Source organism: Streptococcus parasanguinis, assembly GCF_031582885.1.
Lineage (GTDB): Bacteria > Bacillota > Bacilli > Lactobacillales > Streptococcaceae > Streptococcus > Streptococcus parasanguinis_M.
On the sequence record NZ_CP133988.1, the window covers coordinates 1,299,482 to 1,322,418 of the forward strand.

The window sequence follows — 22,937 nt, forward strand, 5'->3', positions numbered from 1 at the left end:
ACAATGGGATTAAATCAACTCTTTAACAAAGATCTTGTATTTTGCCTACATGCCAAGGATCAAACAGATCTCTTTGAGCAGGTAGCAAGCTTATTGGAAGAGCGACAGATTGTGACACCAACCTATCGTTCCGCTTTGATTGAGCGTGAAAAGTCTTTCCCGACTGGATTAGACATGGAATTTCTTGGTAAAGACTTACCAAATGTGGCGATCCCGCACACAGACATTGTCCATAATCTCACTGAGAATGTGGTCGTGGTTCGTTTGGATCAACCCGTAACCTTCCATAATATGATTGCTCCAGATAAGGAAGTTCAAGTTTCGCTTTTATTCTTCATTATCAACAATTCAAGCTCTAGCCAAACCAATATTTTGGCCCAGCTGATGGATTTCTTTACATCCAATGGAAATCTCGAAGCTCTATCAAAATTAGATAGTGAAGATAAGCTTTATCAATACATTACGGAAACTATTTCCTAAAACATTCGTAAATATTTATAATGGAGGACATCCAAATGATTAAAATTTTAGCTGCCTGTGGTGCAGGTGTTAACTCTAGCCACCAAATTAAGAATGCGTTGGAAGAAGAGTTGTCAAACCGTGGTTATGATGTGCGTTGTGACGCTGTCATGGTCAAAGATGTCAATGAAGATTTGATTTCAGGTTATGATATCTTTACTCCAATTGCTGCAACTGATTTGGGATTTGATCCTGGTATTCCAGTGGTAGAAGCAGGACCAATTTTATTCCGTATTCCAGCGATGAGTGCGCCAGTCTTTGATAACATCGAAGCTGCCATTAAAGAACATGGATTAAGTTAATATTTTTTTAAACAAGTTTGTAAGCGTTATCCAATGATAAAATTGGGAACACTTTATGCCGTAAATTACAAAAAAATTATAAATCGGGAGGATTTATTATGAATGGCATTATTGATTTTGCCAATAAATTTTTCAAACCCATCCTAGACATGGGTGCTCCGATCATCATGTTGATCGTCTTGACTTTATTGGCTCTCTTGTTTGGAGTGAAATTCTCTAAAGCCCTTGAAGGTGGTATTAAACTTGCCATCGCCCTTACTGGTATCGGTGCCATCATCGGTATGTTGAATGGAGCTTTCTCAGCGTCTCTTGCAAAATTCGTTGAGAACACAGGTATTCAATTGAATATCACTGACGTTGGTTGGGCGCCTCTTGCGACCATCACTTGGGGATCTGCCTGGACACTTTACTTCTTGTTAATTATGTTGATCGTCAACGTTATCATGCTTGCGATCAAGAAAACAGATACACTTGACGTCGATATCTTCGATATCTGGCACTTGTCTATCACTGGTCTTTTGATCAAATGGTATGCTGACAACAACGGTGTGAGCCAAGGTTTATCACTCTTCTTGGCAACTCTTGCAGTTGTCCTTGTAGGGATTATGAAAATCATCAACTCAGACTTGATGAAACCAACATTTGATGATCTTTTGAATGCACCAAGTTCATCACCTATGACTTCAACTCACATGAACTACATGATGAACCCAATCATCATGGTCTTGGATAAAATCTTTGACAAATTCTTCCCAGGTCTTGATAAATACGACTTCGACGCTGCTAAGTTGAACAAGAAGATCGGTTTCTGGGGATCTAAATTCTTTATCGGTTTCCTTCTTGGTATCGTCATCGGTATCATGGGTACTCCACATCCAGTTGCTGGCGTCGCAGATGCTGACAAATGGGAATTGGTTATTAAAGGTTGGTTGAGCCTTGGTTTGACTGCCGGTGTCTGCTTGGAATTGTTCTCATTGATCGGTTCTTGGTTCATCGCAGCGGTAGAACCATTGTCACAAGGTATTACAAACGTTGCTACTAAACGTCTTCAAGGACGTAAATTCAACATCGGTTTGGACTGGCCATTTATCGCTGGTCGTGCTGAAATCTGGGCTTGTGCCAACGTACTTGCACCAATCATGTTGATCGAAGCAGTGCTTCTTTCTAAAGTCGGAAATGGTATCTTGCCACTTGCAGGTATCATCGCTATGGGTGTGACTCCAGCCTTGTTGGTTGTAACACGCGGTAAATTGATCCGTATGATCATCTTCGGAAGTCTTCTCTTGCCACTCTTCCTTCTTTCAGGAACATTGATTGCACCATTTGCAACTCAATTGGCTAAGAGTGTTGATGCCTTCCCTAAAGGGGTAGCTTCTACTCAATTGATCACTCACTCAACTCTTGAAGGACCAGTTGAAAAATTGCTCGGTTGGACAATCGGTAACGCTACAACTGGTGATATCAAAGCTATCCTTGGTGTAGTTGTCTTCTTGGCATTCTATATCGGAATCTTCGCTTGGTACAGAAAACAAATGATCAAACGTAACGAAGAATATGCTGCAAATGCAAAATAATCGTCAATTGTAGTTTGAAAACTGACACCATATCTGTTGTGGATATGGTGTTTTTATTTTAAAAAATGTTTGAAAATAAACAATTTAATGTTGACTTTCGTTCAAAATAGGTGTAATATAATATCAAAAGTAAGAAAATGTTTCTTTGTGAAAATTTAACAACAGGGATATTTGCTGAAACGAACAAAAGGAGGACAGGACATGTCTATTGTAATTGGTGCAGATGCTGCAGGATTAAGATTAAAAGATCTCGTGAAAGAGTTTCTTGTAAAAGAAAACTTCGATGTTGTGGATGTAACTGCTGAAGGTCAAGATTTTGTAGATGTGACACTTGCAGTCGCGAGCGAAGTGAACAAAAACGATCAAAATCTTGGAATCGTAATTGATGCTTACGGAGCTGGTCCATTTATGGTTGCAACTAAAATCAAAGGAATGGTAGCAGCAGAAGTTTCAGATGAACGATCTGCTTATATGACACGTGGCCACAACAATTCTCGTATGATTACCATGGGTGCTGAAATTGTTGGGGATGAATTAGCCAAGAACATTGCCAAAGGCTTCGTCAATGGTAAATACGACGGTGGTCGTCACCAAATCCGTGTCGATATGTTGAATAAGATGTGCTAATGAGAGGAGAATTCAAATGAGAATTGCAATTGGTTGTGATCACATTGTGACAAATGAAAAAATGGCTGTTTCTGATTTTTTGAAATCAAAAGGATATGAAGTGCTCGACTTTGGGACTTATGACCATACACGTACCCACTATCCAATCTTTGGTAAAAAAGTCGGTGAAGCCGTAGCAAGTGGCCAAGCAGATCTTGGTGTTTGTATCTGTGGTACAGGTGTTGGGATCAACAATGCTGTTAACAAAGTACCTGGTATCCGTTCTGCTTTGGTACGCGATATGACAACTGCTCTTTATGCTAAAGAAGAATTGAATGCGAATGTGATCGGCTTTGGTGGTAAAATTACTGGTGAATTGCTCATGTGCGATATCATTGAAGCATTCATCCACGCTGAATACAAACCAACTGAAGAAAATAAAAAATTGATCGCGAAGATCCAACATGTGGAAACCCATAATGCCCATCAAGCGGATGCTGATTTCTTTACAGAATTCCTTGAAAAATGGGACCGTGGTGAATACCACGACTAAGAGGTGACATATGATATTAACGGTCACGATGAACCCTTCGATTGATATCTCTTATCCTTTGGATGTACTCCAGTTGGATACAGTCAATCGAGTAGCTGAGGTGAGTAAGACAGCCGGTGGGAAGGGTCTCAATGTTACCCGTGTACTTTCTGAGATCAAGGATCCAGTGGCAGCGACCGGCCTACTTGGTGGTCGAACGGGTCAATTCATTCTCGATCATTTAGGAGAAGGGATAGAGGAACGTTTCTTTGAGATTGCTGGAGATACACGAAATTGTATCGCCATCCTTCACGAAGGCAAGCAAACAGAAATCTTAGAAAAAGGTCCAACCATTTCTGAGAAAGAAGGGCAAGGTTTCCTTGACCATTACCGTCACTTGATCGATCAAGTGGAAGTTGTTGCCATCTCAGGTAGTCTCCCTGCTGGTTTACCAGTGGATTATTATGCTAGCCTTGTCAAGATTGCGAGGGAAGCTGGAAAACCAGTCGTACTCGATTGCTCGGGGGCTTCTTTAGAAGCTGCCATTCAAGCAGATGTCAAGCCTACAGTCATTAAACCCAACAATGAAGAGTTGTCTCAATTGTTAGGGAAAGAAGTGAGTAAGGATGTGGAAGACTTAAAAGAAGTTCTTCAGGATGCTCTCTTTGATGGCATCGAATGGGTGATAGTCTCTCTTGGAGCAAATGGTGCTTTTGCGAAGCACGGCGATGTCTTCTATAAGGTAGATATTCCTAAGATTGATGTCGTCAATCCAGTTGGATCTGGTGATTCGACTGTTGCAGGGATTGCATCTGGTCTCTATCATCATGAGAGTGACGCAGACTTGCTCAAGAAAGCAAATGTTCTTGGAATGTTAAATGCACAAGAAGCACAAACAGGACATGTCAACATGGGGCACTATGATGCCTTGTATCAACAATTAATCGTAAAAGAGGTATAAAATGGTATTAACAGAACAAAAACGCAACTATTTGGAACGTCTTAGTACAAAAGACGGTGTCATTTCAGCTTTGGCCTTCGACCAACGTGGAGCTTTGAAACGCTTGATGGCCAAATATCAAGACACAGAACCAACAGTAGCACAAATGGAAGAATTGAAAGTCCTTGTAGCAGATGAATTGACAAAATATGCTTCATCTATGTTATTGGACCCAGAATATGGTCTACCTGCTACAAAAGCCTTGGACAAAGATGCAGGACTCTTGCTCGCATACGAAAAGACAGGCTACGATACGTCTAGCACCAAACGCTTGCCTGACTGCTTGAACCTTTGGTCAGCAAAACGCATCAAAGAACAAGGCGCAGATGCTGTGAAATTCTTGCTCTACTATGATGTAGACAGTGCAGATGAACTCAACCAAGAAAAACAAGCTTATATCGAACGCATCGGTTCTGAATGCGCTGCTGAAGATATTCCATTCTTCCTTGAAATCTTGGCTTATGATGAAGGAATTGCAGATGCAACCTCTGCTGAATATGCGAAAGTGAAACCTCGTAAGGTGATTGAGGCTATGAAAGTCTTCTCAGATCCTCGTTTCAATATCGATGTCTTGAAAGTGGAAGTTCCAGTTAATGTGAACTTCGTGGAAGGATTTGGAGAAGGAGAAGTAGTCTATAGTCGTGAAGAAGCAGCTGCTTTCTTCAAAGAACAAGAAGAAGCAACCAACCTTCCATACATCTACCTCAGTGCAGGTGTATCAGCTAAGCTCTTCCAAGAAACCTTGGAATTTGCTCATGCATCTGGTGCAAACTTCAACGGTGTTCTTTGTGGACGTGCGACATGGGCAGGTTCAGTAGAAGCTTACATCAAAGATGGAGAAGCAGCTGCTCGTGAATGGCTTCGTACAGAAGGTCGACAAAATATTGAAGAATTGAACGCAGTCTTGGCTAAAGTAGCAACACCTTGGACAGAACGCGTATAAGATTCAAATGAAGATTGCCTCCTAAAGCAACAGTTAGAGAGTGGGACAGAAATCGGTCATTCGTTAGAATTCGATTTCGTCGTCCCACCTCCGCACAGTTGAGTAGGGCTGTAAAAGCTGATGAAATCAGCGTAGTAGAGCCCACTAAACCACTGCGTCTTGCTCGACAATCCAAAGATGATTGAGAGGCTAGGACTTTTGTCCCAGCCTCTTCATTATTTCAAGGTCTTGTTCATTTTTTATAAAAAAATGTTTAAAAATTTTCGCTGTAAGGGTTTACAAAACAAAAAGTTTATGATAGAATAAGTTTATAAGTTGAATAGCAGTGAGCGTTACTAAGTTAGATTAGGCGTGACCACAAGTAGATTGAATGATTAGCATAGGCTAGTTTTTTCAGTTGCTTCGTGGTCATTTTTATTTGCTTTTAACAAATTTTACAAAGGAGAGCCTCATGTATCGTATTATCCATCCAATGAACAATAATGTTGCTTTGGTTCAAAATGAACTACAACAAGAGTTAATTGTTGTTGGGAGTGGGATTGCTTTTGGGAAGAAGAAAAATGATCTAGTGGCTGATGATAAGGTCGAAAAAGTATTTCGTTTAAATACGGATGAGTCAAGAGAAAACTTTATGGCCCTTCTAAAGGATGTTCCTCTTGATTTCATTACAACCACTTATGAAGTGATTGATACCTTGTCTAAGAAATATGCCTATCCTGTTCAAGAATATATCTATGTGACATTAACAGATCACATCTTTTGTTCTTACCAGGCAGTTCAACAGGGAAGATATAAATACAGTGACCTTCCTGATGTGTCTGCTATGCATCCGATTCCCTATAAAATCGCAAAAGAAGCGATTGAGATCTTTCGAAAGCGGCTCTTGGATCAATTTCCTGACGATGAAGTGAATCGCATCGCTTATCATTTCATTAATGCACAAGGGGAAATAATTCATGAGCAAGATCCAGATGTCCAGGACCGACAAGTTATTTTGAAAGCTGTAGAAGAAAAACTAGCTCAAAATGGCTTGAAACGGAAAGAAGAAAACAGTCATTTCTATGATCGCTTTATGATCCATCTCAATTATTTCCTAGATTCGCTAGATAAGGGAAGAGAAGATCCAGAAGGTTTGAGCGAGATGGAACAACTGATTCAGCTAAGTTATCCAAAGGCTTATGAGATTAGTCATCAAATCTACCAAACCATCGCTGAACAGACAGGAGCCAAGATATCTCCTAATGAAAAAGTCTATTTAGCCCTTCATATTCAACGTCTATTATAAAAATTTTCAAAAGGTATCATAAGGAGGAACCAACATGAATAAAGAAGAAGTCCAATTACTTGGCTTTGAAATTGTCGCTTATGCCGGTGACGCTCGATCAAAATTAGTGGAAGCCTTAAAAGCTGCTGAAAATGGTGATTTTGCTAAAGCAGAATCCTTAGTAGAAGAAGCAGGGTCTTGTATCGCTGAGGCTCACAAATCTCAAACGACCATGCTAGCGCATGAAGCAGCAGGAGAAGAAATCCCCTATAGCATTACCATGATGCATGGTCAAGACCATCTCATGACAACGATCCTATTAAAAGACGTGATTCACCATCTGATTGAACTATATAAAAGAGGAGCGAAATAATGAATAAACTGATTGAACTGATTGAAAAAGGGAAACCATTCTTTGAAAAGATTTCTCGAAACAAATATTTGCGAGCGATTCGGGATGGCTTTATTGCAGGGATGCCTGTTATCCTTTTCTCATCTATTTTCATCCTAATTGCGTATGTACCAAACGCTTGGGGATTCCATTGGTCTAAAGATATTGAAACTTTCTTGATGACTCCATATAGCTATTCTATGGGCATCTTGGCCTTCTTCGTTGGTGGGACAACGGCTAAGGCTTTGACTGATTCAATGAACCGTGACCTCCCAGCAACCAACCAAATCAACTTCATTTCTACAATGTTGGCTTCTATGGTTGGCTTCTTGCTCATGGCTGCTGAACCTGCTAAAGATGGCGGATTCTTAACAGCATTCATGGGGACTAAAGGGTTGCTAACAGCCTTTATTGCAGCCTTTGTTACCGTTAATGTTTACAAGGTCTGCGTGAAAAACAATGTGACGATTCGCATGCCAGACGAAGTTCCACCAAATATCTCTCAAGTATTTAAAGACTTGATTCCATTCACTGTATCAGTGGTTCTCCTTTATGGACTTGAATTGATTGTTAAGGGCGGTCTCGGTGTAACAGTAGCTGAATCTATCGGTACGCTTCTTGCTCCTCTCTTCTCAGCAGCAGATGGTTATGTTGGAATTACGATCATTTTCGGTGCTTTTGCATTCTTCTGGTTTATTGGTATTCACGGCCCATCTATCGTTGAGCCTGCGATTGCAGCGATCACTTATGCAAATGCCGAAGTAAACTTGAACTTGATTCAACAAGGAATGCACGCTGATAAGATCCTTACTTCAGGTACTCAAATGTTTATCGTTACTATGGGTGGTACTGGTGCGACTCTTGTCGTTCCATTCATGTTCATGTGGTTAACGAAATCAAAACGTAACCGTGCAATTGGACGTGCATCTGTAGTTCCAACATTCTTTGGTGTTAACGAACCAATCTTGTTCGGTGCTCCATTGGTATTGAACCCAATCTTCTTCATTCCATTTATCTTTGCTCCAATTGCAAACGTATGGATCTTCAAATTCTTTGTTGATACCTTGGGAATGAACTCATTTACTTCTAACCTACCATGGACAACTCCTGGACCTCTGGGTATTGTTCTTGGTACGAACTTCCAAGTACTTTCATTCATCCTTGCTGCACTTCTTGTTGTAGTAGACGTGATCATTTACTACCCATTCGTTAAAGTTTACGATGAACAAATTCTTGAAGAAGAACGTTCAGGTAAATCAAACGATAGCTTGAAAGAAAAAGTTGCTGCAAACTTTAACACTGCAAAAGCAGATGCTATTCTTGAAAAAGCTGGTGTTGAAGGTGAACCAGTTCAAAACAATATCACAAAAGAAACAAACGTATTGGTTCTTTGTGCCGGTGGTGGAACTAGTGGACTTCTTGCCAATGCTTTGAATAAAGCTGCTGCAGAATACAATGTTCCTGTGAAGGCTGCTGCTGGTGGTTACGGTGCTCACCGTGAAATGTTGCCAGAATTTGACCTTGTTATCCTTGCTCCTCAAGTAGCTTCAAACTATGAAGATATGAAGGCTGAAACAGATAAACTTGGAATCAAATTGGCTAAGACTGAAGGAGCTCAATACATCAAGTTGACTCGTGATGGTAAAGGCGCTCTTGCATTCGTTCAAGAACAATTTCAATAATAAATACATTTACTGTTGATTAAAGTGAGATGGAGAAGGATTGCTCACTTACTCCTCTCCATCTTGCTTTATTTTTATTTTATGATTGAGAAGGGGAAACTTATGTCAAAAACATTACCTAAAGATTTTATTTTCGGTGGCGCAACAGCAGCTTACCAGGCAGAAGGTGCGACTCATACTGACGGAAAAGGACCAGTTGCATGGGATAAATATTTAGCAGACAACTATTGGTATACTGCTGAACCAGCGAGTGATTTCTACCATAAATATCCAGTAGACTTACAGTTGGCGGAAGAATATGGCGTAAACGGAATTCGTATTTCTATTGCTTGGTCACGTATTTTCCCAACTGGTTATGGTGAAGTCAATCCAAAAGGGGTAGAATTCTATCATAAGTTATTTGCAGAATGCCATAAACGTCATGTAGAACCATTCGTAACTCTCCATCACTTTGATACACCTGAGGTCCTTCATTCAAATGGAGATTTCTTGAATCGTGAAAATATCGAACACTTTGTAGACTATGCTGCTTTCTGTTTTGAAGAATTCCCAGAAGTCAACTACTGGACAACCTTCAATGAAATTGGCCCAATCGGTGATGGTCAATACTTAGTCGGTAAATTCCCACCAGGTATTCAATATGACCTTGCCAAAGTCTTCCAATCTCACCACAATATGATGGTTTCTCATGCACGTGCTGTGAAATTGTACAAAGACAAAGGCTACAAAGGTGAAATCGGGGTTGTTCACGCCCTTCCAACTAAGTATCCATTGGATCCTAAAAATCCTGCAGACGTACGTGCGGCTGAGTTGGAAGATATCATCCACAACAAATTTATCTTGGATGCGACTTACCTCGGACATTATTCAGATGCAACCATGGAAGGGGTAAACCACATTTTGTCTGTTAATGGTGGTAGTCTGGATCTTCGTGACGAAGACTTTGCAGCGCTTGAAGCAGCTAAAGATTTGAACGACTTCCTTGGAATTAACTATTACATGAGTGACTGGATGGAAGCCTTTGATGGTGAAACTGAAATCATCCACAATGGTAAAGGGGAGAAAGGAAGCTCTAAATACCAAATCAAAGGTGTTGGACGTCGTGTAGCTCCTGACTATGTACCTCGTACTGACTGGGACTGGATCATTTACCCTAAAGGTTTGTATGATCAAATCATGCGTGTCAAGAAAGATTATCCAAACTACAAGAAGATCTACATCACTGAAAACGGACTTGGATACAAAGATGAATTTGTGGACAATACGGTTTACGATGATGGCCGGATTGATTATGTGAAACAACATTTGGAAGTCTTGTCGGATGCGATTGCCGATGGTGCAAACGTCAAGGGCTACTTCATTTGGTCCCTGATGGATGTCTTCTCATGGTCAAATGGTTATGAAAAACGTTACGGACTCTTCTATGTTGACTTTGAAACCCAAGAGCGCTATCCGAAGAAATCAGCTCATTGGTACAAGAAAGTAGCAGAAAGTCAAGTGATTGAATAAGTGTCAACTGGAACTGTTTTAGTTCCAGTTTTTTTATTTTCACTTGATGAAGGTCTCTTAAACCCATCTCTTCTTTCAGCCCCTAATTTATGGTATAATAGATCGATACTGTAATAAGGAAAATAGAATGAATATACAACAATTACGATATGTAGTGGCGATTGCCAATAGTGGTACTTTTCGTGAGGCTGCTGAAAAAATGTATGTGAGTCAGCCGAGCTTGTCCATCTCTGTCAGAGATCTGGAAAAAGAATTGGGCTTTAAGATTTTTCGTCGGACCAGTTCTGGGACTTTTTTGACCCGTAGGGGAATGGAATTTTATGAAAAAGCGCAGGATGTGGTCAAAGGGTTTGATATTTTTCAAAATCAATATGCCAGTCCTGAAGAAGAGAAGAAAGAATTCTCTATTTCTAGTCAACACTATGACTTCTTGCCACCTTTGATGACGGAATTTTCGATCCGCTATCCGGAAAATAAAAACTTCCGCATCTTTGAGTCAACGACGGTTCAAATTTTGGATGAAGTGGCTCAAGGGCATAGTGAGTTGGGGATTATTTATCTCAACCGTCAAAATACCAAGGGGATTATGCAACGGGTCGATAAATTAGGGCTTGAAGTGGTGGATTTGATTCCTTTTCAGACTCATATTTACCTTCGCAAGGGACACCCTCTGGCTAAGAAGAAAAAACTGGTCATGGAAGATCTAGCTCAGTTGCCAACTGTTCGCTTTACGCAAGAAAAAGATGAGTACCTCTATTATTCAGAGAATTTTGTCGATACCAGTTCGAGCTCCCAAATGTTCAATGTAACCGACCGGGCTACCTTGAATGGGATCTTGGAGCGGACAGATGCTTATGCGACAGGATCAGGCTTTTTAGATAGCCAGTCAGTGAATGGCATTACCGTGATTCCTTTAGAAGACAACTTGGACAATAAAATGGTCTATGTCAAACGAGAAGAGATGGATCTCTCCCCTGTAGCAGAGAAGTTTGTCGAGGTTATGGTAGAATATTTTGATCAAAAGAGGTAAGAAATGAAGAGAAAAACAATGGTTCCAGTAGCAATCGTGCTATTGGTCCTACTGGATCAGTTGGTCAAATGGTATGTAGTTAAGAACATTCCACTGGGTGTCGTTAAGTCTTTTATTCCCCATGTGGTCAGCCTGACCTATCTTCAAAACACAGGTGCAGCTTTTTCACTTCTTGAAAATCAGCAATGGTTCTTTACCCTCATCACTCTAGTCGTGATGGTGGGGGCCTTTTACTATCTTTATAAGCACCTCAAGGGGTCGCTTTGGATGGTGACGGGCTTGACCTTGGTTATTGCAGGTGGGTTGGGGAATTTTATCGATCGTCTGCGTCAGGGATTTGTGGTCGATATGTTCCACCTGGATTTTATGAATTTTGCCATTTTTAATGTAGCAGATAGTTATTTGACAGTGGGAGTTTTCTTGCTCCTGATCCTGATGTTGAAAGAGGAAACGCATGGAAATTAAAATCGAAGTAGCCGGTGCGCGACTGGATAAGGCTTTGGCGGATTTGACTCCCTTGTCACGAGCTGTAGCCAATGAGCAGATCAAAGAAGGAAAAGTTCTGGTCAATGGAACTGTGAAAAAAGCTAAGTACACGGTCAAAGAAGGAGACATCATCCAGTATGAAGTCCCAGAAGTGGAAGAGGTCAGCTATGAAGCAGAAGATCTGCCCTTAGACATCGTCTATGAGGACCAGGATGTCGTCGTCGTCAATAAACCCCAAGGCATGGTTGTTCACCCCAGTGCGGGCCACACCAGTGGAACCTTGGTCAATGCCCTTTTATACCATGTCAAAGACCTTTCAGGGATCAATGGGGAATTGCGTCCAGGAATCGTCCATCGAATTGACAAAGACACGTCAGGCCTCTTGATGATCGCAAAAAATGACCAAGCCCACGTCGCCTTAGCAGAGGAACTCAAAGACAAAAAATCTCTCCGGAAGTATTGGGCCATTGTCCATGGCAATCTTCCTAACGATCGGGGCATGATCGAAGCACCAATTGGTCGCAGTGAAAAGGACCGGAAAAAACAAGCAGTGACGGCGAAAGGAAAACCTGCAGTGACCCGTTTTCAAGTTTTGGAACGCTTTGGGAATTACACCTTGGTAGAGTTGCAACTGGAGACTGGTCGGACCCACCAAATTCGGGTGCACATGGCCTATATTGGCCATCCCGTGGCTGGAGATCCTGCTTATGGTCCTAAGAAGACACTTAAAGGACAAGGACAGTTTCTGCATGCACGGACACTTGGCTTTACCCATCCCCGTACAGGCGAGACCTTGGAATTTACAGCAGAAGTACCAGCGATCTTTGAGAAAACGCTGGAAGACCTTCGAAAAGGATAATGAAGATGGCTGAATGAAGATTCAGTCACTTTCATTACATACGAAATAAATAGTATTAGAAAGAATCATAGCGATGAAAGCAAAACGAATCGTCTTTAAAGTAGGGACCTCGTCGTTGACCAATCCCGATGGGAGTCTCTCCAGACAGAAGGTCAAGGTCATTACGCAGCAGTTGGCTCTCTTACATGAATCGGGCCATGAGTTGATCTTGGTCTCATCAGGGGCGGTTGCTGCTGGATTTGGTGCCCTTGGTTTTAAGAAACGGCCGACCAAGGTGGCAGACAAGCAAGCTTCTGCGGCAGTTGGACAAGGCTTACTGATGGAAGAATACACAGCTAACCTGCTCTTACGCAACATTGTTTCTGCGCAGATTTTGTTGACCCAGGATGACTTTGCGGATCAGCGCCGCTATAAGAATGCCCACCAGGCCCTTTCTGTCTTGCTCAATCGTGGGGCCATCCCGATTATCAATGAAAACGATACGGTCTCGATTGCTGAGTTAAAAGTAGGAGACAATGATACCTTGAGTGCGCAGGTTGCAGCCATGGTTCAAGCTGATCTTTTGGTGCTTTTAACAGATGTCGATGGTCTCTATACAGCCAATCCTTCTCAGGATCCAACAGCTAAGCGCTTGGATCGAATCGAACACATTTCCCGTGAGATGATCGAGATGGCGGGTGGTGCTGGCAGTAGCAATGGGACTGGCGGTATGCTGACCAAACTCAAGGCAGCGACCCTTGCGACCGAGTCAGGGGTTCCTGTCTATATTTGCTCGTCTCTCAAGTCTGATGCCTTGATCGAAGCAGCAGAAGAGCAAGCAGATGGCAGTTACTTCCTTGCAGAGGACAAGGGCTTAAAAACCCAGAAGCAATGGCTAGCCTTTTATGCAGAAAGCAAAGGTGCTGTTTGGGTGGATGCTGGAGCAGCGCAAGCCCTGTTGGATCATGGAAAGAGTCTATTGATTTCTGGTGTGACCAAGGCAGAAGGGGATTTTTCTTATCACGACATCGTCAGCGTCTATCATCAAGAGACTGGTCAATTACTAGGAAAAGGCAAGGTCCGTTTCGGCCAATCAGCTGTGCGCGATCTACTCCAATCTAAAAAAGCTAAGGGAATCCTCATTCACCGGGATGATTGGATCTCGGTAACTCCTGAGATTGAACTACTCTTTACAGAATTTTAGAGGAATTGTATGGAAACAACACAAGAACAATTAAGCTTAGCGAGATCAGCTAAGAAAAGTATCAATACAGCCAGTACAGCTCTTAAAAATCAGGCCTTGGAGGCCATGGCCAGCCAGCTTCTGAAAGCGACGGAAGCTATTTTAGCAGCCAATCAAATCGATATGGAAGTAGCACGTGGGAAGATCTCTGACGTCATGCTAGATCGCCTATTTCTTGATCAAGAGCGGATTGCCGGTATGGCACAAGGAATTCGTGCTTTAATAGACCTGCCAGATCCGATTGGGGAAGTGCTGGATACTGAAGTCTTAGAAAATGGCCTTGAAATCCAGAAAGTTCGAGTCGCCATGGGTGTTATTGGCATCATTTATGAAAGCCGTCCAAATGTAACGTCTGATGCTGCAGCGCTTGCCATCAAGAGTGGAAATGCAGTAGTCCTTCGTACTGGAAAGGATGCCTTTCATTCTGCCCAAGCGATCGTGACAGCCCTCAAGGCTGGATTGGAAGAAGCTGGACTGAATCCAGATCTTCTCCAACTGATCCAAGATACGAGTCGAGCTTCTAGCCTTGCTATGATGAAGGCTAAGGGCTATCTAGATTTGCTCATTCCACGTGGTGGTGCTGGATTGATCCAAGCGGTGGTTGAAAATGCCATTGTCCCTGTGATCGAGACAGGAACTGGGATCGTCCATGTCTATGTGGACAAGGAAGCTGACTTCCAGAAAGCCCTCGCCATTATTGAAAATGCTAAGACCAGCCGCCCATCCGTCTGCAATGCCATGGAGGTCTTGTTGGTGGATCGAGCGATCGCGTCTGATTTCTTGCCTTTGGTCAAAGAGCGTTTAGTGGATGATCGGGAAAGATCCGTTGAGTTGCGCCTAGATGAGCAAGCTCAGGCAATCATTTCTGGGACAGCAGCACAGGAACAGGATTTTGATACCGAATTTTTAGATTATATTTTAGCAGTCAAGGTTGTTGACGGAGTGGAGGAAGCGGTGGACCACATTGAAGCTCATAGCACCCATCATTCGGATGCCATTGTGACTGAAAATCCTGAGACAGCCGCTTGTTTCACCAAGCAAGTAGATTCAGCAGCGGTTTATGTCAATGCTTCTACACGCTTTACAGATGGGGGTCAATTTGGCCTAGGTTGTGAAATGGGGATCTCGACCCAAAAACTCCATGCGCGTGGACCAATGGGACTACGGGAAATGACCAGTTACAAATATATCGTCAGTGGAAATGGTCAAGTGAGGTAAGAAATGAAAGTTGCATTTATCGGTCTTGGAAACATGGGGGCTAGTTTAGCCAAAGCAGTCGCAAAAGAAGTGGACGCGCAAGACCTGCTCTTGGTCAATCGTTCTCCTCAAAAGGTGCAAGAGTTTATCAGCCAGTATGGGGGAACGGCGTCTGATCTTGGACAAGTCTTTCAAGAAGCTGAAGTAATCTTTTTAGGGGTCAAACCCTATCAGATCTGCCCTCTTTTAGAAGAGTACCAGGGCATCTTGGCCCAACGCTCTAATCTCTTACTGGTTTCCATGGCTGCAGGTTTGGAACTAGAAAAGATGGCTGACGTGATCCAGAACGACCAGCTAGGACTCATTCGCATCATGCCCAATACGCCTGTGGCCATTGGTCAAGGAGTCATCAGTCTGGCCCGCTCCCAAGCAGTGACAGACCAGCAAGTAGCTCAAGTCAACCAGCTCTTATCAGGAGCAGGGGCCCTCTACGAAATTGAAGAAAAATTGATGGATCCTGCAACGGCTGTCGCAGGCTGTGGACCAGCCTTTGTCTATCAGATGATTGAAGCCATGGCAGATGCAGGAGTAAGCTTGGGACTTTCACGAGAGCAAGCCTTGAAGATGGCTGCCGAGACCTTCCACGGCGCTAGTCAAATGGTCCTAGAGACAGGCGAACATCCAGCCCGCTTGCGAGATGCAGTTTGTAGCCCAGGTGGCTCTACCATCGCAGGAGTCAATCGCCTGGAACAAGTCGGCTTACGGGGCGACATTATTGCAGGAGTGGAAGCAGCCTATAAACGCACTCAAGAATTAGGACAAGAGACGAAAGAATGAGAATCGAAATGGGTCAACCTGTTTCGGTTTTTTTTCTTATTTTGAGCCATCTTTGCCCCTATTTTTACCATCAGTTTTAAGCCATTTTATGGTATAATTAAAGGTATGCATACAAAACCAACGTCCGCTTATGTCCACATCCCATTTTGTACCCAGATTTGTTTTTATTGTGATTTTTCGAAGGTCTTTATCAAGAACCAACCGGTCGATGCTTATCTAGATCATTTGATCCAAGAATTTCGTCGGGAAGAAATCACAAATTTACGGACTCTCTATATCGGGGGTGGGACACCGACAGCCTTAACTGCGGATCAGCTAGCCTATCTGCTCAAGGAGCTGACTAAGTCGCTTGATCTGTCTCAGATGGAAGAGCTGACTATCGAGGCCAATCCTGGTGATTTGGATCCGGATAAGATTGCTGTCTTGAAGGATTCGCCGGTTAATCGGGTTTCATTGGGCGTACAGACCTTTGATAATCGCTTGCTCAAAAAGATTGGTCGGAGCCATCAGGAGCAGGATATCTATGACAATATCGATCGTCTGAAGCTGGCTGGTTTTGACAATATTTCGATCGACCTCATCTATGCGCTTCCGACGCAAACCATGGAGCAGGTCCAGGAAAATGTCGCTAAGGCTCTTGCCCTTGATATTCCCCATATGAGTCTCTATAGCTTGATTCTGGAGAATCACACGGTCTTTATGAATCGCATGAGACGGGGCAAGCTTCCTCTACCTAAAGAGGAGATGGAAGCGGAGATGTTTGAATACATTATTCAGGAGATGGAGCGTGCGGGCTTTGAGCATTACGAAATTTCTAATTTCTCCAAGCCTGGTTTTGAAAGTCGGCACAATCTCATGTATTGGGACAATGCCGAGTATTATGGTTTGGGAGCTGGAGCATCCGGCTATGTCGATGGGATTCGCTACAAGAATCATGGCCCCATTCGTCACTATATGCAGGCTGTCGAAGAGGGAAATGCGCGTGTCCAAGAAGAGCATCTGACTCAGACAGAAATGATGGAGGAAGAGATGTTTCTAGGACTACGTAAGAAAACAGGCGTTTCCAAGAAGCGTTTTGAAGAAAAGTTTGGTGTGAATTTTGACCAACAATATGGATCAGTGGTTGAGAAATTGATCCAGCAGGGCCTTTTGGTACCTGACAAGGACATTGTACGAATGACCAAGAAAGGTCTCTTTTTAGGAGACACTGTAGCAGAGAAGTTTATTTTGGAGTAGAAAATGGCAAAAACATTTGAATACAGCATGAAAATTCCGTTTGATATGAGCGATGTCAATGGATTTATAAAAATTCCGCAATTGATCTTGCTGTCTTTGCAGGTATCAGGCATGCAATCGATTGAGCTGGGCATGAGTGATATGTACATTCTAGAGAATTACAATCTAGTCTGGATTATCACGGATTACAATATGAAGATCGAGCGTCTCCCTGTTTTTGATGAGAAAATCACTATTGAAACCTATGCCAAGAGTCACAATCGACTTTTCTGCTACCGGGCCTTTAATATCAAGGATGAAGCAGGAAATACTATCATTGAGATGGTCGCGACCTTTGTCTTGATGGATCGTGATACACGCAAGGTTCATCCTGTTATGAGTGAAATCACGGATGCCTTTGACTCTGAATTTTCAAAAACCATGCTCCGCGGTCCCCGTTTCAAAGAATTAGAAGGTGGCGTGGAACAAGAATACCGAGTTCGGTTTTACGACTTGGATATGAACGGACATGTCAACAATAGCAAGTACTTGGACTGGGTTTTTGAGGTGATGGGAGCAGACTTCTTGACCCATCATGTCCCTAAAAAAGTTCATCTAAAATATGTCAAAGAAGTGCTAGCAGGAGGTCTCATCACCTCTCAATATGAACAAGAGGGCTTGAAGACCCAGCACCAAATTACTTCAGATGGTCAGATCAATGCCCAAGCTGAAATTGAGTGGGAAGAAGTAGAAGAAAAGGGTTGGACTTATGGAAAGTAGAAGATTAAAAAATAAAAAACAGGAACTTGAAAGCTATCAAAAACGGGTTGTGGCCTATGCCAAGCGTCAAAAGAATCCTTTGTACATGTTGGGAGATTGGCTCTTGACTCTTTGTGCTTTGGGCATCATCCTGGTAGAGGAAATTTATAAATTTTTCCGCTATCGCTTGAATTTAGATAGTTTTAGTCGCTTTTTAAGAGAAGATATACGCTGGTACCGGGTCTGGATCCATTTCACCTTGGCCTTTCTTTTACCGGTCATGATCTTCTCGATTGGGATTACTAGCCAATCAGGATCCTTCTGGTCCAATTTCTATCACCGCTTGTCCCAAGGCGTGCTCTTTAGCACGACAGTCAGCCTCGCTGCGACCTTGGTGACGGATTTTGTGGAGAATTTGCAACCAGAAACTAAGTCTGACGGGAAAAATCGGAGCACTAAACGCACGGTTTATCAAATCAGTGTGGATCAGGCAACCGTGATAGGCTTGTTATTGACCATTGTGATCCTCATGGTAGCATCCTTCTTGTTCACCCAATCGGGAAGTCAAGGGATTAATTTTACAGGTTTGGTGTTACAATTTGTCCTCTATGCTGGAGCATTGCTCTTATATGGTTCTGGTGGACGAGTCGATGCAGAGAAGTTTCATGAAGAAGCTGACACAGAAAGGGAAGAATAAATGCACTATAAGGGCTATTTGATTGATTTGGATGGCACTATTTACAAAGGAAAATCACGAATTCCTGCAGGAGAAGCTTTTGTTCATGAACTGCAGGCGCGTGAGATTCCCTATCTCTTTGTGACCAACAATACAACCCGCACACCAGAGACTGTTCGGGATATGCTGGCCACTCATTTCAATATTGAAACCCCAGTTTCGACTATCTATACAGCTACCCTTGCGACCATTGACTACATGAATGACCAAAATTTGGGCAAAAAGGTCTATGTGATCGGCGAAGCGGGGCTCAAAGATGCCATCGAAGAAGCTGGTTATGTCATGGATGAAGAAGCACCTGATTATGTTGTCATTGGCCTCGATTGGCAAGTCGACTATGAGAAGTTTGCTATTGCGACCTTGGCGATTCAAAAGGGAGCGCACTTTATCGGGACTAACCCTGACCTCAACATTCCAACAGAGCGTGGCTTGCTGCCAGGTGCAGGATCCTTGATTGCGCTTGTTGAAGCAGCGACACGGGTCGAGCCTGTGATCATTGGCAAACCAAAGTCCATCATCATGGACAAGGCCATTGAACACCTGGGTCTTGCAAGAGAAGAAGTGGTTATGGTTGGCGACAACTACCTAACAGATATTCGTGCAGGTATTGACAATGGGATTCCAACCCTTTTGGTGACGACAGGTTTTACCAAACCAGAAGAAGTGTCAACCTTACCAATCGCACCGACACATGTTGTTGCCAGTCTAGCGGAGTGGGATTTTGATGCTTAAAAGTCTGAAATCAATTAACCTATTTTTCTTTATCTTGTCAGCTGCAATCTTTCTTACCATTGCTCTCGCTTGGGCCCTCTATCCCATGGAAATTCATTGGTTGGGGATTCAAAGCCGGACTGGTTTTTCGGCATCTGTCATCATGAAGAATTTTAATGTCTTGATGAACTACTTGACCAACCCTTTTCAATGGGTGTTGAAGATGCCTCAATTCCCCTCTTCAAAAAATGGACTGCACCATTTTGAGGCTGTCAAGTACCTATTTCACTTAGTGACAGTTGTTTTCGTGGTGACACTACCTGGTTTTATCCAGTTTATGCGGACAGTCGTCAAAAAAGGCTACCTGGCCTTGTACCGTAGTTTCTTCTTTTGGATGATGGTTTTACCAGTGGTGATTGCAGTGATAGCTGTTATGATTGGCTTTGATCAATTCTTTACACTCTTTCATCAGGTCTTATTTGCTGGAGATAATACTTGGCTCTTTGATCCGCGCGTGGATTCGATTATTCTTGCATTACCAGAAGACTACTTTATGCATGCCTTTTTGATTTTCTTTGTCTTATACGAAGGAATGTGTGCGAGTTTTTATCTATTTTCTAGGAGGAAGAAATGAACCAATACAACCGATTATTAGACCCTAAAAAAGATATAGGAAGGTATTCCGGGACACTTGCCATTTATCTCTTGATCATGACCTTGGTAACGGTCCTGTGGGAAGTCCTCCTTGGATTGACCATAGCAGGCTCTCTCAGAAAAGATCCAAGTCAAGTAACGGAGAAACTCAATGCCCTGAATGTTTGGGCAGGTATTCCCTACCTTATCTCTATTTCCATTGGACTCTTTCTCTTTAATGCCTATCGCAAGAAGGCCCTTTATAAATATGATCTTAAGCACAAGGGACGTAAGATGACTCTTTCAGTCTTCTTTATTCTTCTCGCCTTTCTTGGCTTTTCTCAAGTCTTTTCATCTGTGATGACACAAGTGATTGAGCGCATGTTTGAGACCATTGGCCTTCATTCTCCAACACCAGATCTAGGTGATACGATTGAGCGATCATGGACTATGCTCTTGTATGCTGGCTTTTTTGGTCCAATAACAGAGGAATTCTTCTTCCGTGGGGCAGGCTTGCGAGGCTTGGAACGGTATGGGAAGATCTTTGCCATTGTCATGACGGCTATCTTGTTTGGACTCTTTCATGCCAATTTTGACCAGCTCTTTTTCGCAAGTATCATTGGTCTAGGATTCGGCTACATTGCCTTTGAATACAATATCTGGTGGGCTATTTTCTATCACATTTTCAATAATTTTGTGATTTCCCAAGGCTTGCATTATGTGGCCTATCATGTGGACGAGGGACTAGCGAATTGGCTCCAAATCGGTGTTTTAGCCATTGGTTCCATTGTCATGATAGTGGTTCTTGCGACTAAATGGCCAGCTATCAAGGCTTATATACAAGCCAATAAACCTCAACCGGGAGTTTTCCAGCGTGCCCTCGCTTCCTTCTGGTTCTGGTTCTTCGTGCTATTCACTATCCTGATGTCTATTGTTCCTTATGTGATTCCGATCTTCCAGATGGCTAATCTCAAAGGCTGAGGATGTAAAGTTGGATACATACAATTGAGAGGTAAGCGCCTCTCTTTTTTGATATAATAGAGAGTATGAATAACTTGATTAAATCCAAGCTCGAGCTTTTGCCGACGAGTCCGGGCTGTTACATTCACAAAGACAAGAACGGTACTATCATCTATGTGGGGAAGGCCAAGAATCTTCGCAATCGGGTGCGGTCCTATTTCAGAGGGAGCCACGATACCAAGACGGAAGCCCTGGTATCTGAGATTGTGGATTTTGAATTTATCGTCACTGAATCCAATATTGAGGCCTTGCTTCTTGAGATCAACCTCATAAAGGAGAACAAGCCCAAGTACAATATCATGCTCAAGGACGACAAGTCCTATCCCTTCATCAAGATTACCAATGAGCGCTATCCGCGCCTCATCATCACGCGCCGGGTCAAAAAGGACGGTGGTCTCTATTTCGGTCCCTATCCGGATGTGGGAGCGGCCAATGAGATCAAGAGGCTTTTGGACCGAATTTTCCCTTTCCGCAAGTGTACCAATCCGCCTTCCAAAGTCTGCTTTTACTACCATTTAGGACAATGCATGGCCCACACAGTCTGCCACAAGGACGAGGCCTATTTCAAGGGTATGGAGCAGGAGGTTTCTGATTTCCTCAAGGGGCAGGATGATAAGATTATCGATGAGCTCAAGCTCAAGATGAATACTGCTGCGCAAAACATGGAATTCGAGCGGGCAGCCGAGTACCGCGATCTAATCCAGGCCATCGGGACCCTGCGGACCAAACAGCGGGTCATGGCTAAGGATTTGCAGAACCGGGATGTCTTTGGCTACTACGTGGACAAGGGCTGGATGTGTGTGCAGGTCTTCTTTGTCCGTCAGGGCAAGCTGATCGAGCGCGACGTCAACCTCTTTCCATACTACAATGATCCGGACGAGGATTTCTTGACCTATGTGGGGCAGTTTTACCAGGAGAAATCTCACCTGATCCCTAATGAAATCCTGATCCCTCAAGATATCGATGAGGAAGCGGTCAAGGCCTTAGTGGATACCAAGGTCCTCAAGCCCCAGCGCGGGGAGAAGAAGCAGTTGGTCAATCTGGCCATTAAGAATGCGCGTGTCAGTCTGGAGCAGAAGTTCAATCTCCTTGAAAAATCCATGGAAAAGACCCAAGGTGCTATAGAAAACCTTGGAAAACTTCTGCAAATTCCAACTCCTGTGCGCATTGAGTCCTTTGACAACTCCAACATCATGGGGACCAGTCCGGTCTCAGCCATGGTGGTCTTTGTCAATGGGAAACCAAGCAAAAAGGACTACCGCAAGTACAAGATCAAGACCGTTGTCGGACCAGATGACTATGCCAGCATGCGGGAGGTCATTCGCAGACGCTACAGCCGGGTCATGCGGGATGGCCTGACGCCACCAGATCTGATCGTTATCGATGGGGGTCAGGGCCAGGTCAATATCGCTAAGCAAGTCATTCAAGAGGAGTTGGGTCTGGACATTCCCATTGCAGGTCTGCAAAAGAATGACAAGCACCAGACCCATGAATTGCTCTTCGGTGATCCCCTTCAAGTCATCGAACTCTCTCGAACCTCGCAGGAATTTTTCCTCCTCCAACGGATCCAGGATGAAGTCCACCGTTTCGCCATCACCTTCCACCGCCAGCTTCGATCCAAGAATTCCTTCTCCTCCCAGCTGGACGGCATCGAAGGTTTGGGACCAAAACGAAAGCAGTTGCTGATGAAGCACTTCAAGTCACTGACCAAGATCAAAGAAGCTACTGTGGATGAGATCGTCACAGTCGGCATCCCACGACCAGTCGCGGAGGCAGTGCAAGCCAAGCTCCTTCAAGGAAAGCAGGAAGAGGCAAGTTCCTTGATGGAAGTGGCGGAACCGGTAAAAGACTTACAGTAAAGGGACGTATTTTTAGGAGAAAAATGAAGAACAAGGTATAGAGCAGGTGAA

At 43.3% G+C, this 22,937-nt stretch carries 24 protein-coding genes; all 24 read left to right on the plus strand.

Features of this window, described 5'->3' with window-relative positions; genetic code table 11:
* Positions 1–3: 3 nt before the first annotated feature.
* The 24 genes from RDV49_RS06115 (at position 4) to uvrC (ending at position 22,886) form a co-directional block, all read left to right on the plus strand.
* On the plus strand, positions 4–480 hold the full coding sequence (locus RDV49_RS06115) for a PTS sugar transporter subunit IIA (protein ID WP_003007730.1): 477 nt from the start codon (positions 4–6) through the stop codon (positions 478–480).
* 35 nt (positions 481–515) lie between these two features.
* The gene (locus RDV49_RS06120) at positions 516–821 is read left to right on the plus strand and encodes a PTS sugar transporter subunit IIB (protein WP_003002828.1); all 306 of its coding nucleotides are present in this window, start codon (positions 516–518) and stop codon (positions 819–821) included.
* Between the two features lie 98 nt (positions 822–919).
* Positions 920–2,395 carry a PTS transporter subunit IIC gene (locus RDV49_RS06125; RefSeq protein WP_003007726.1) on the plus strand — a complete coding sequence of 492 codons (1,476 nt, stop codon included), beginning with the start codon at positions 920–922 and terminating at the stop codon, positions 2,393–2,395.
* 201 nt (positions 2,396–2,596) lie between these two features.
* Positions 2,597–3,022, plus strand: coding sequence for a galactose-6-phosphate isomerase subunit LacA (gene lacA, locus RDV49_RS06130; RefSeq protein WP_003007724.1), 426 nt, complete (start codon positions 2,597–2,599; stop codon positions 3,020–3,022).
* Positions 3,023–3,038: 16 nt separating this feature from the next.
* Entirely contained in the window at positions 3,039–3,554 is a 516-nt protein-coding gene (gene lacB, locus RDV49_RS06135) for a galactose-6-phosphate isomerase subunit LacB (protein ID WP_003002763.1), read from the plus strand.
* A gap of 10 nt (positions 3,555–3,564) precedes the next feature.
* Positions 3,565–4,494, plus strand: a complete 930-nt coding sequence (locus RDV49_RS06140; RefSeq protein ID WP_003007722.1) for a tagatose-6-phosphate kinase — start codon at positions 3,565–3,567, stop codon at positions 4,492–4,494.
* Between the two features lies 1 nt (position 4,495).
* Entirely contained in the window at positions 4,496–5,476 is a 981-nt protein-coding gene (gene lacD, locus RDV49_RS06145) for a tagatose-bisphosphate aldolase (protein WP_003007720.1), read from the plus strand.
* 451 nt (positions 5,477–5,927) lie between these two features.
* Positions 5,928–6,761, plus strand: coding sequence for a PRD domain-containing protein (locus RDV49_RS06150; protein WP_003007715.1), 834 nt, complete (start codon positions 5,928–5,930; stop codon positions 6,759–6,761).
* Positions 6,762–6,795: 34 nt separating this feature from the next.
* Positions 6,796–7,113 (plus strand): PTS lactose/cellobiose transporter subunit IIA, encoded by a 318-nt coding sequence (locus RDV49_RS06155; RefSeq protein ID WP_003007713.1) that lies wholly within the window; start codon positions 6,796–6,798, stop codon positions 7,111–7,113.
* A complete protein-coding gene (locus tag RDV49_RS06160) occupies positions 7,113–8,813 on the plus strand; it encodes a lactose-specific PTS transporter subunit EIIC (RefSeq protein ID WP_003007710.1) in 1,701 nt (566 codons plus the stop codon). The genes RDV49_RS06155 and RDV49_RS06160 overlap by 1 nt, the downstream gene beginning before the upstream one ends.
* A 102-nt stretch (positions 8,814–8,915) precedes the next feature.
* Positions 8,916–10,322: a 6-phospho-beta-galactosidase gene (gene lacG, locus RDV49_RS06165; protein WP_080554425.1), complete on the plus strand. Its 1,407-nt coding sequence runs from the start codon at positions 8,916–8,918 to the stop codon at positions 10,320–10,322.
* 127 nt (positions 10,323–10,449) lie between these two features.
* Positions 10,450–11,352, plus strand: coding sequence for a LysR family transcriptional regulator (locus RDV49_RS06170; RefSeq protein ID WP_003001728.1), 903 nt, complete (start codon positions 10,450–10,452; stop codon positions 11,350–11,352).
* Positions 11,353–11,355: 3 nt separating this feature from the next.
* Positions 11,356–11,817, plus strand: coding sequence for a signal peptidase II (lspA, locus tag RDV49_RS06175; RefSeq protein ID WP_003001852.1), 462 nt, complete (start codon positions 11,356–11,358; stop codon positions 11,815–11,817).
* Positions 11,807–12,697, plus strand: a complete 891-nt coding sequence (locus RDV49_RS06180; protein ID WP_003007705.1) for an RluA family pseudouridine synthase — start codon at positions 11,807–11,809, stop codon at positions 12,695–12,697. The genes lspA and RDV49_RS06180 overlap by 11 nt, the downstream gene beginning before the upstream one ends.
* A gap of 73 nt (positions 12,698–12,770) precedes the next feature.
* Complete coding sequence (gene proB, locus RDV49_RS06185) at positions 12,771–13,880, plus strand: glutamate 5-kinase (RefSeq protein ID WP_003007704.1); 1,110 nt, start codon at positions 12,771–12,773, stop codon at positions 13,878–13,880.
* Between the two features lie 9 nt (positions 13,881–13,889).
* The gene (locus RDV49_RS06190; protein ID WP_003007702.1) at positions 13,890–15,137 is read left to right on the plus strand and encodes a glutamate-5-semialdehyde dehydrogenase; all 1,248 of its coding nucleotides are present in this window, start codon (positions 13,890–13,892) and stop codon (positions 15,135–15,137) included.
* A gap of 3 nt (positions 15,138–15,140) precedes the next feature.
* Positions 15,141–15,953, plus strand: coding sequence for a pyrroline-5-carboxylate reductase (gene proC / locus RDV49_RS06195; RefSeq protein ID WP_003007700.1), 813 nt, complete (start codon positions 15,141–15,143; stop codon positions 15,951–15,953).
* Positions 15,954–16,058: 105 nt separating this feature from the next.
* Complete coding sequence (gene hemW / locus RDV49_RS06200; RefSeq protein ID WP_003007699.1) at positions 16,059–17,189, plus strand: radical SAM family heme chaperone HemW; 1,131 nt, start codon at positions 16,059–16,061, stop codon at positions 17,187–17,189.
* A gap of 3 nt (positions 17,190–17,192) precedes the next feature.
* Positions 17,193–17,948, plus strand: a complete 756-nt coding sequence (locus tag RDV49_RS06205; RefSeq protein WP_003007697.1) for an acyl-ACP thioesterase domain-containing protein — start codon at positions 17,193–17,195, stop codon at positions 17,946–17,948.
* The gene (locus RDV49_RS06210) at positions 17,938–18,624 is read left to right on the plus strand and encodes a hypothetical protein (RefSeq protein ID WP_003007694.1); all 687 of its coding nucleotides are present in this window, start codon (positions 17,938–17,940) and stop codon (positions 18,622–18,624) included. Before RDV49_RS06205 ends, RDV49_RS06210 begins: the two co-directional genes overlap by 11 nt.
* On the plus strand, positions 18,625–19,395 hold the full coding sequence (locus RDV49_RS06215; protein WP_003007693.1) for a TIGR01457 family HAD-type hydrolase: 771 nt from the start codon (positions 18,625–18,627) through the stop codon (positions 19,393–19,395).
* Entirely contained in the window at positions 19,388–20,008 is a 621-nt protein-coding gene (locus RDV49_RS06220; RefSeq protein ID WP_003007691.1) for a TIGR01906 family membrane protein, read from the plus strand. Before RDV49_RS06215 ends, RDV49_RS06220 begins: the two co-directional genes overlap by 8 nt.
* Entirely contained in the window at positions 20,005–20,988 is a 984-nt protein-coding gene (locus RDV49_RS06225; RefSeq protein ID WP_003007689.1) for a CPBP family intramembrane glutamic endopeptidase, read from the plus strand. The genes RDV49_RS06220 and RDV49_RS06225 overlap by 4 nt, the downstream gene beginning before the upstream one ends.
* Positions 20,989–21,053: 65 nt before the next feature.
* Positions 21,054–22,886, plus strand: coding sequence for an excinuclease ABC subunit UvrC (uvrC, locus tag RDV49_RS06230; protein ID WP_003007687.1), 1,833 nt, complete (start codon positions 21,054–21,056; stop codon positions 22,884–22,886).
* The last annotated feature ends 51 nt before the right edge of the window (positions 22,887–22,937 follow it).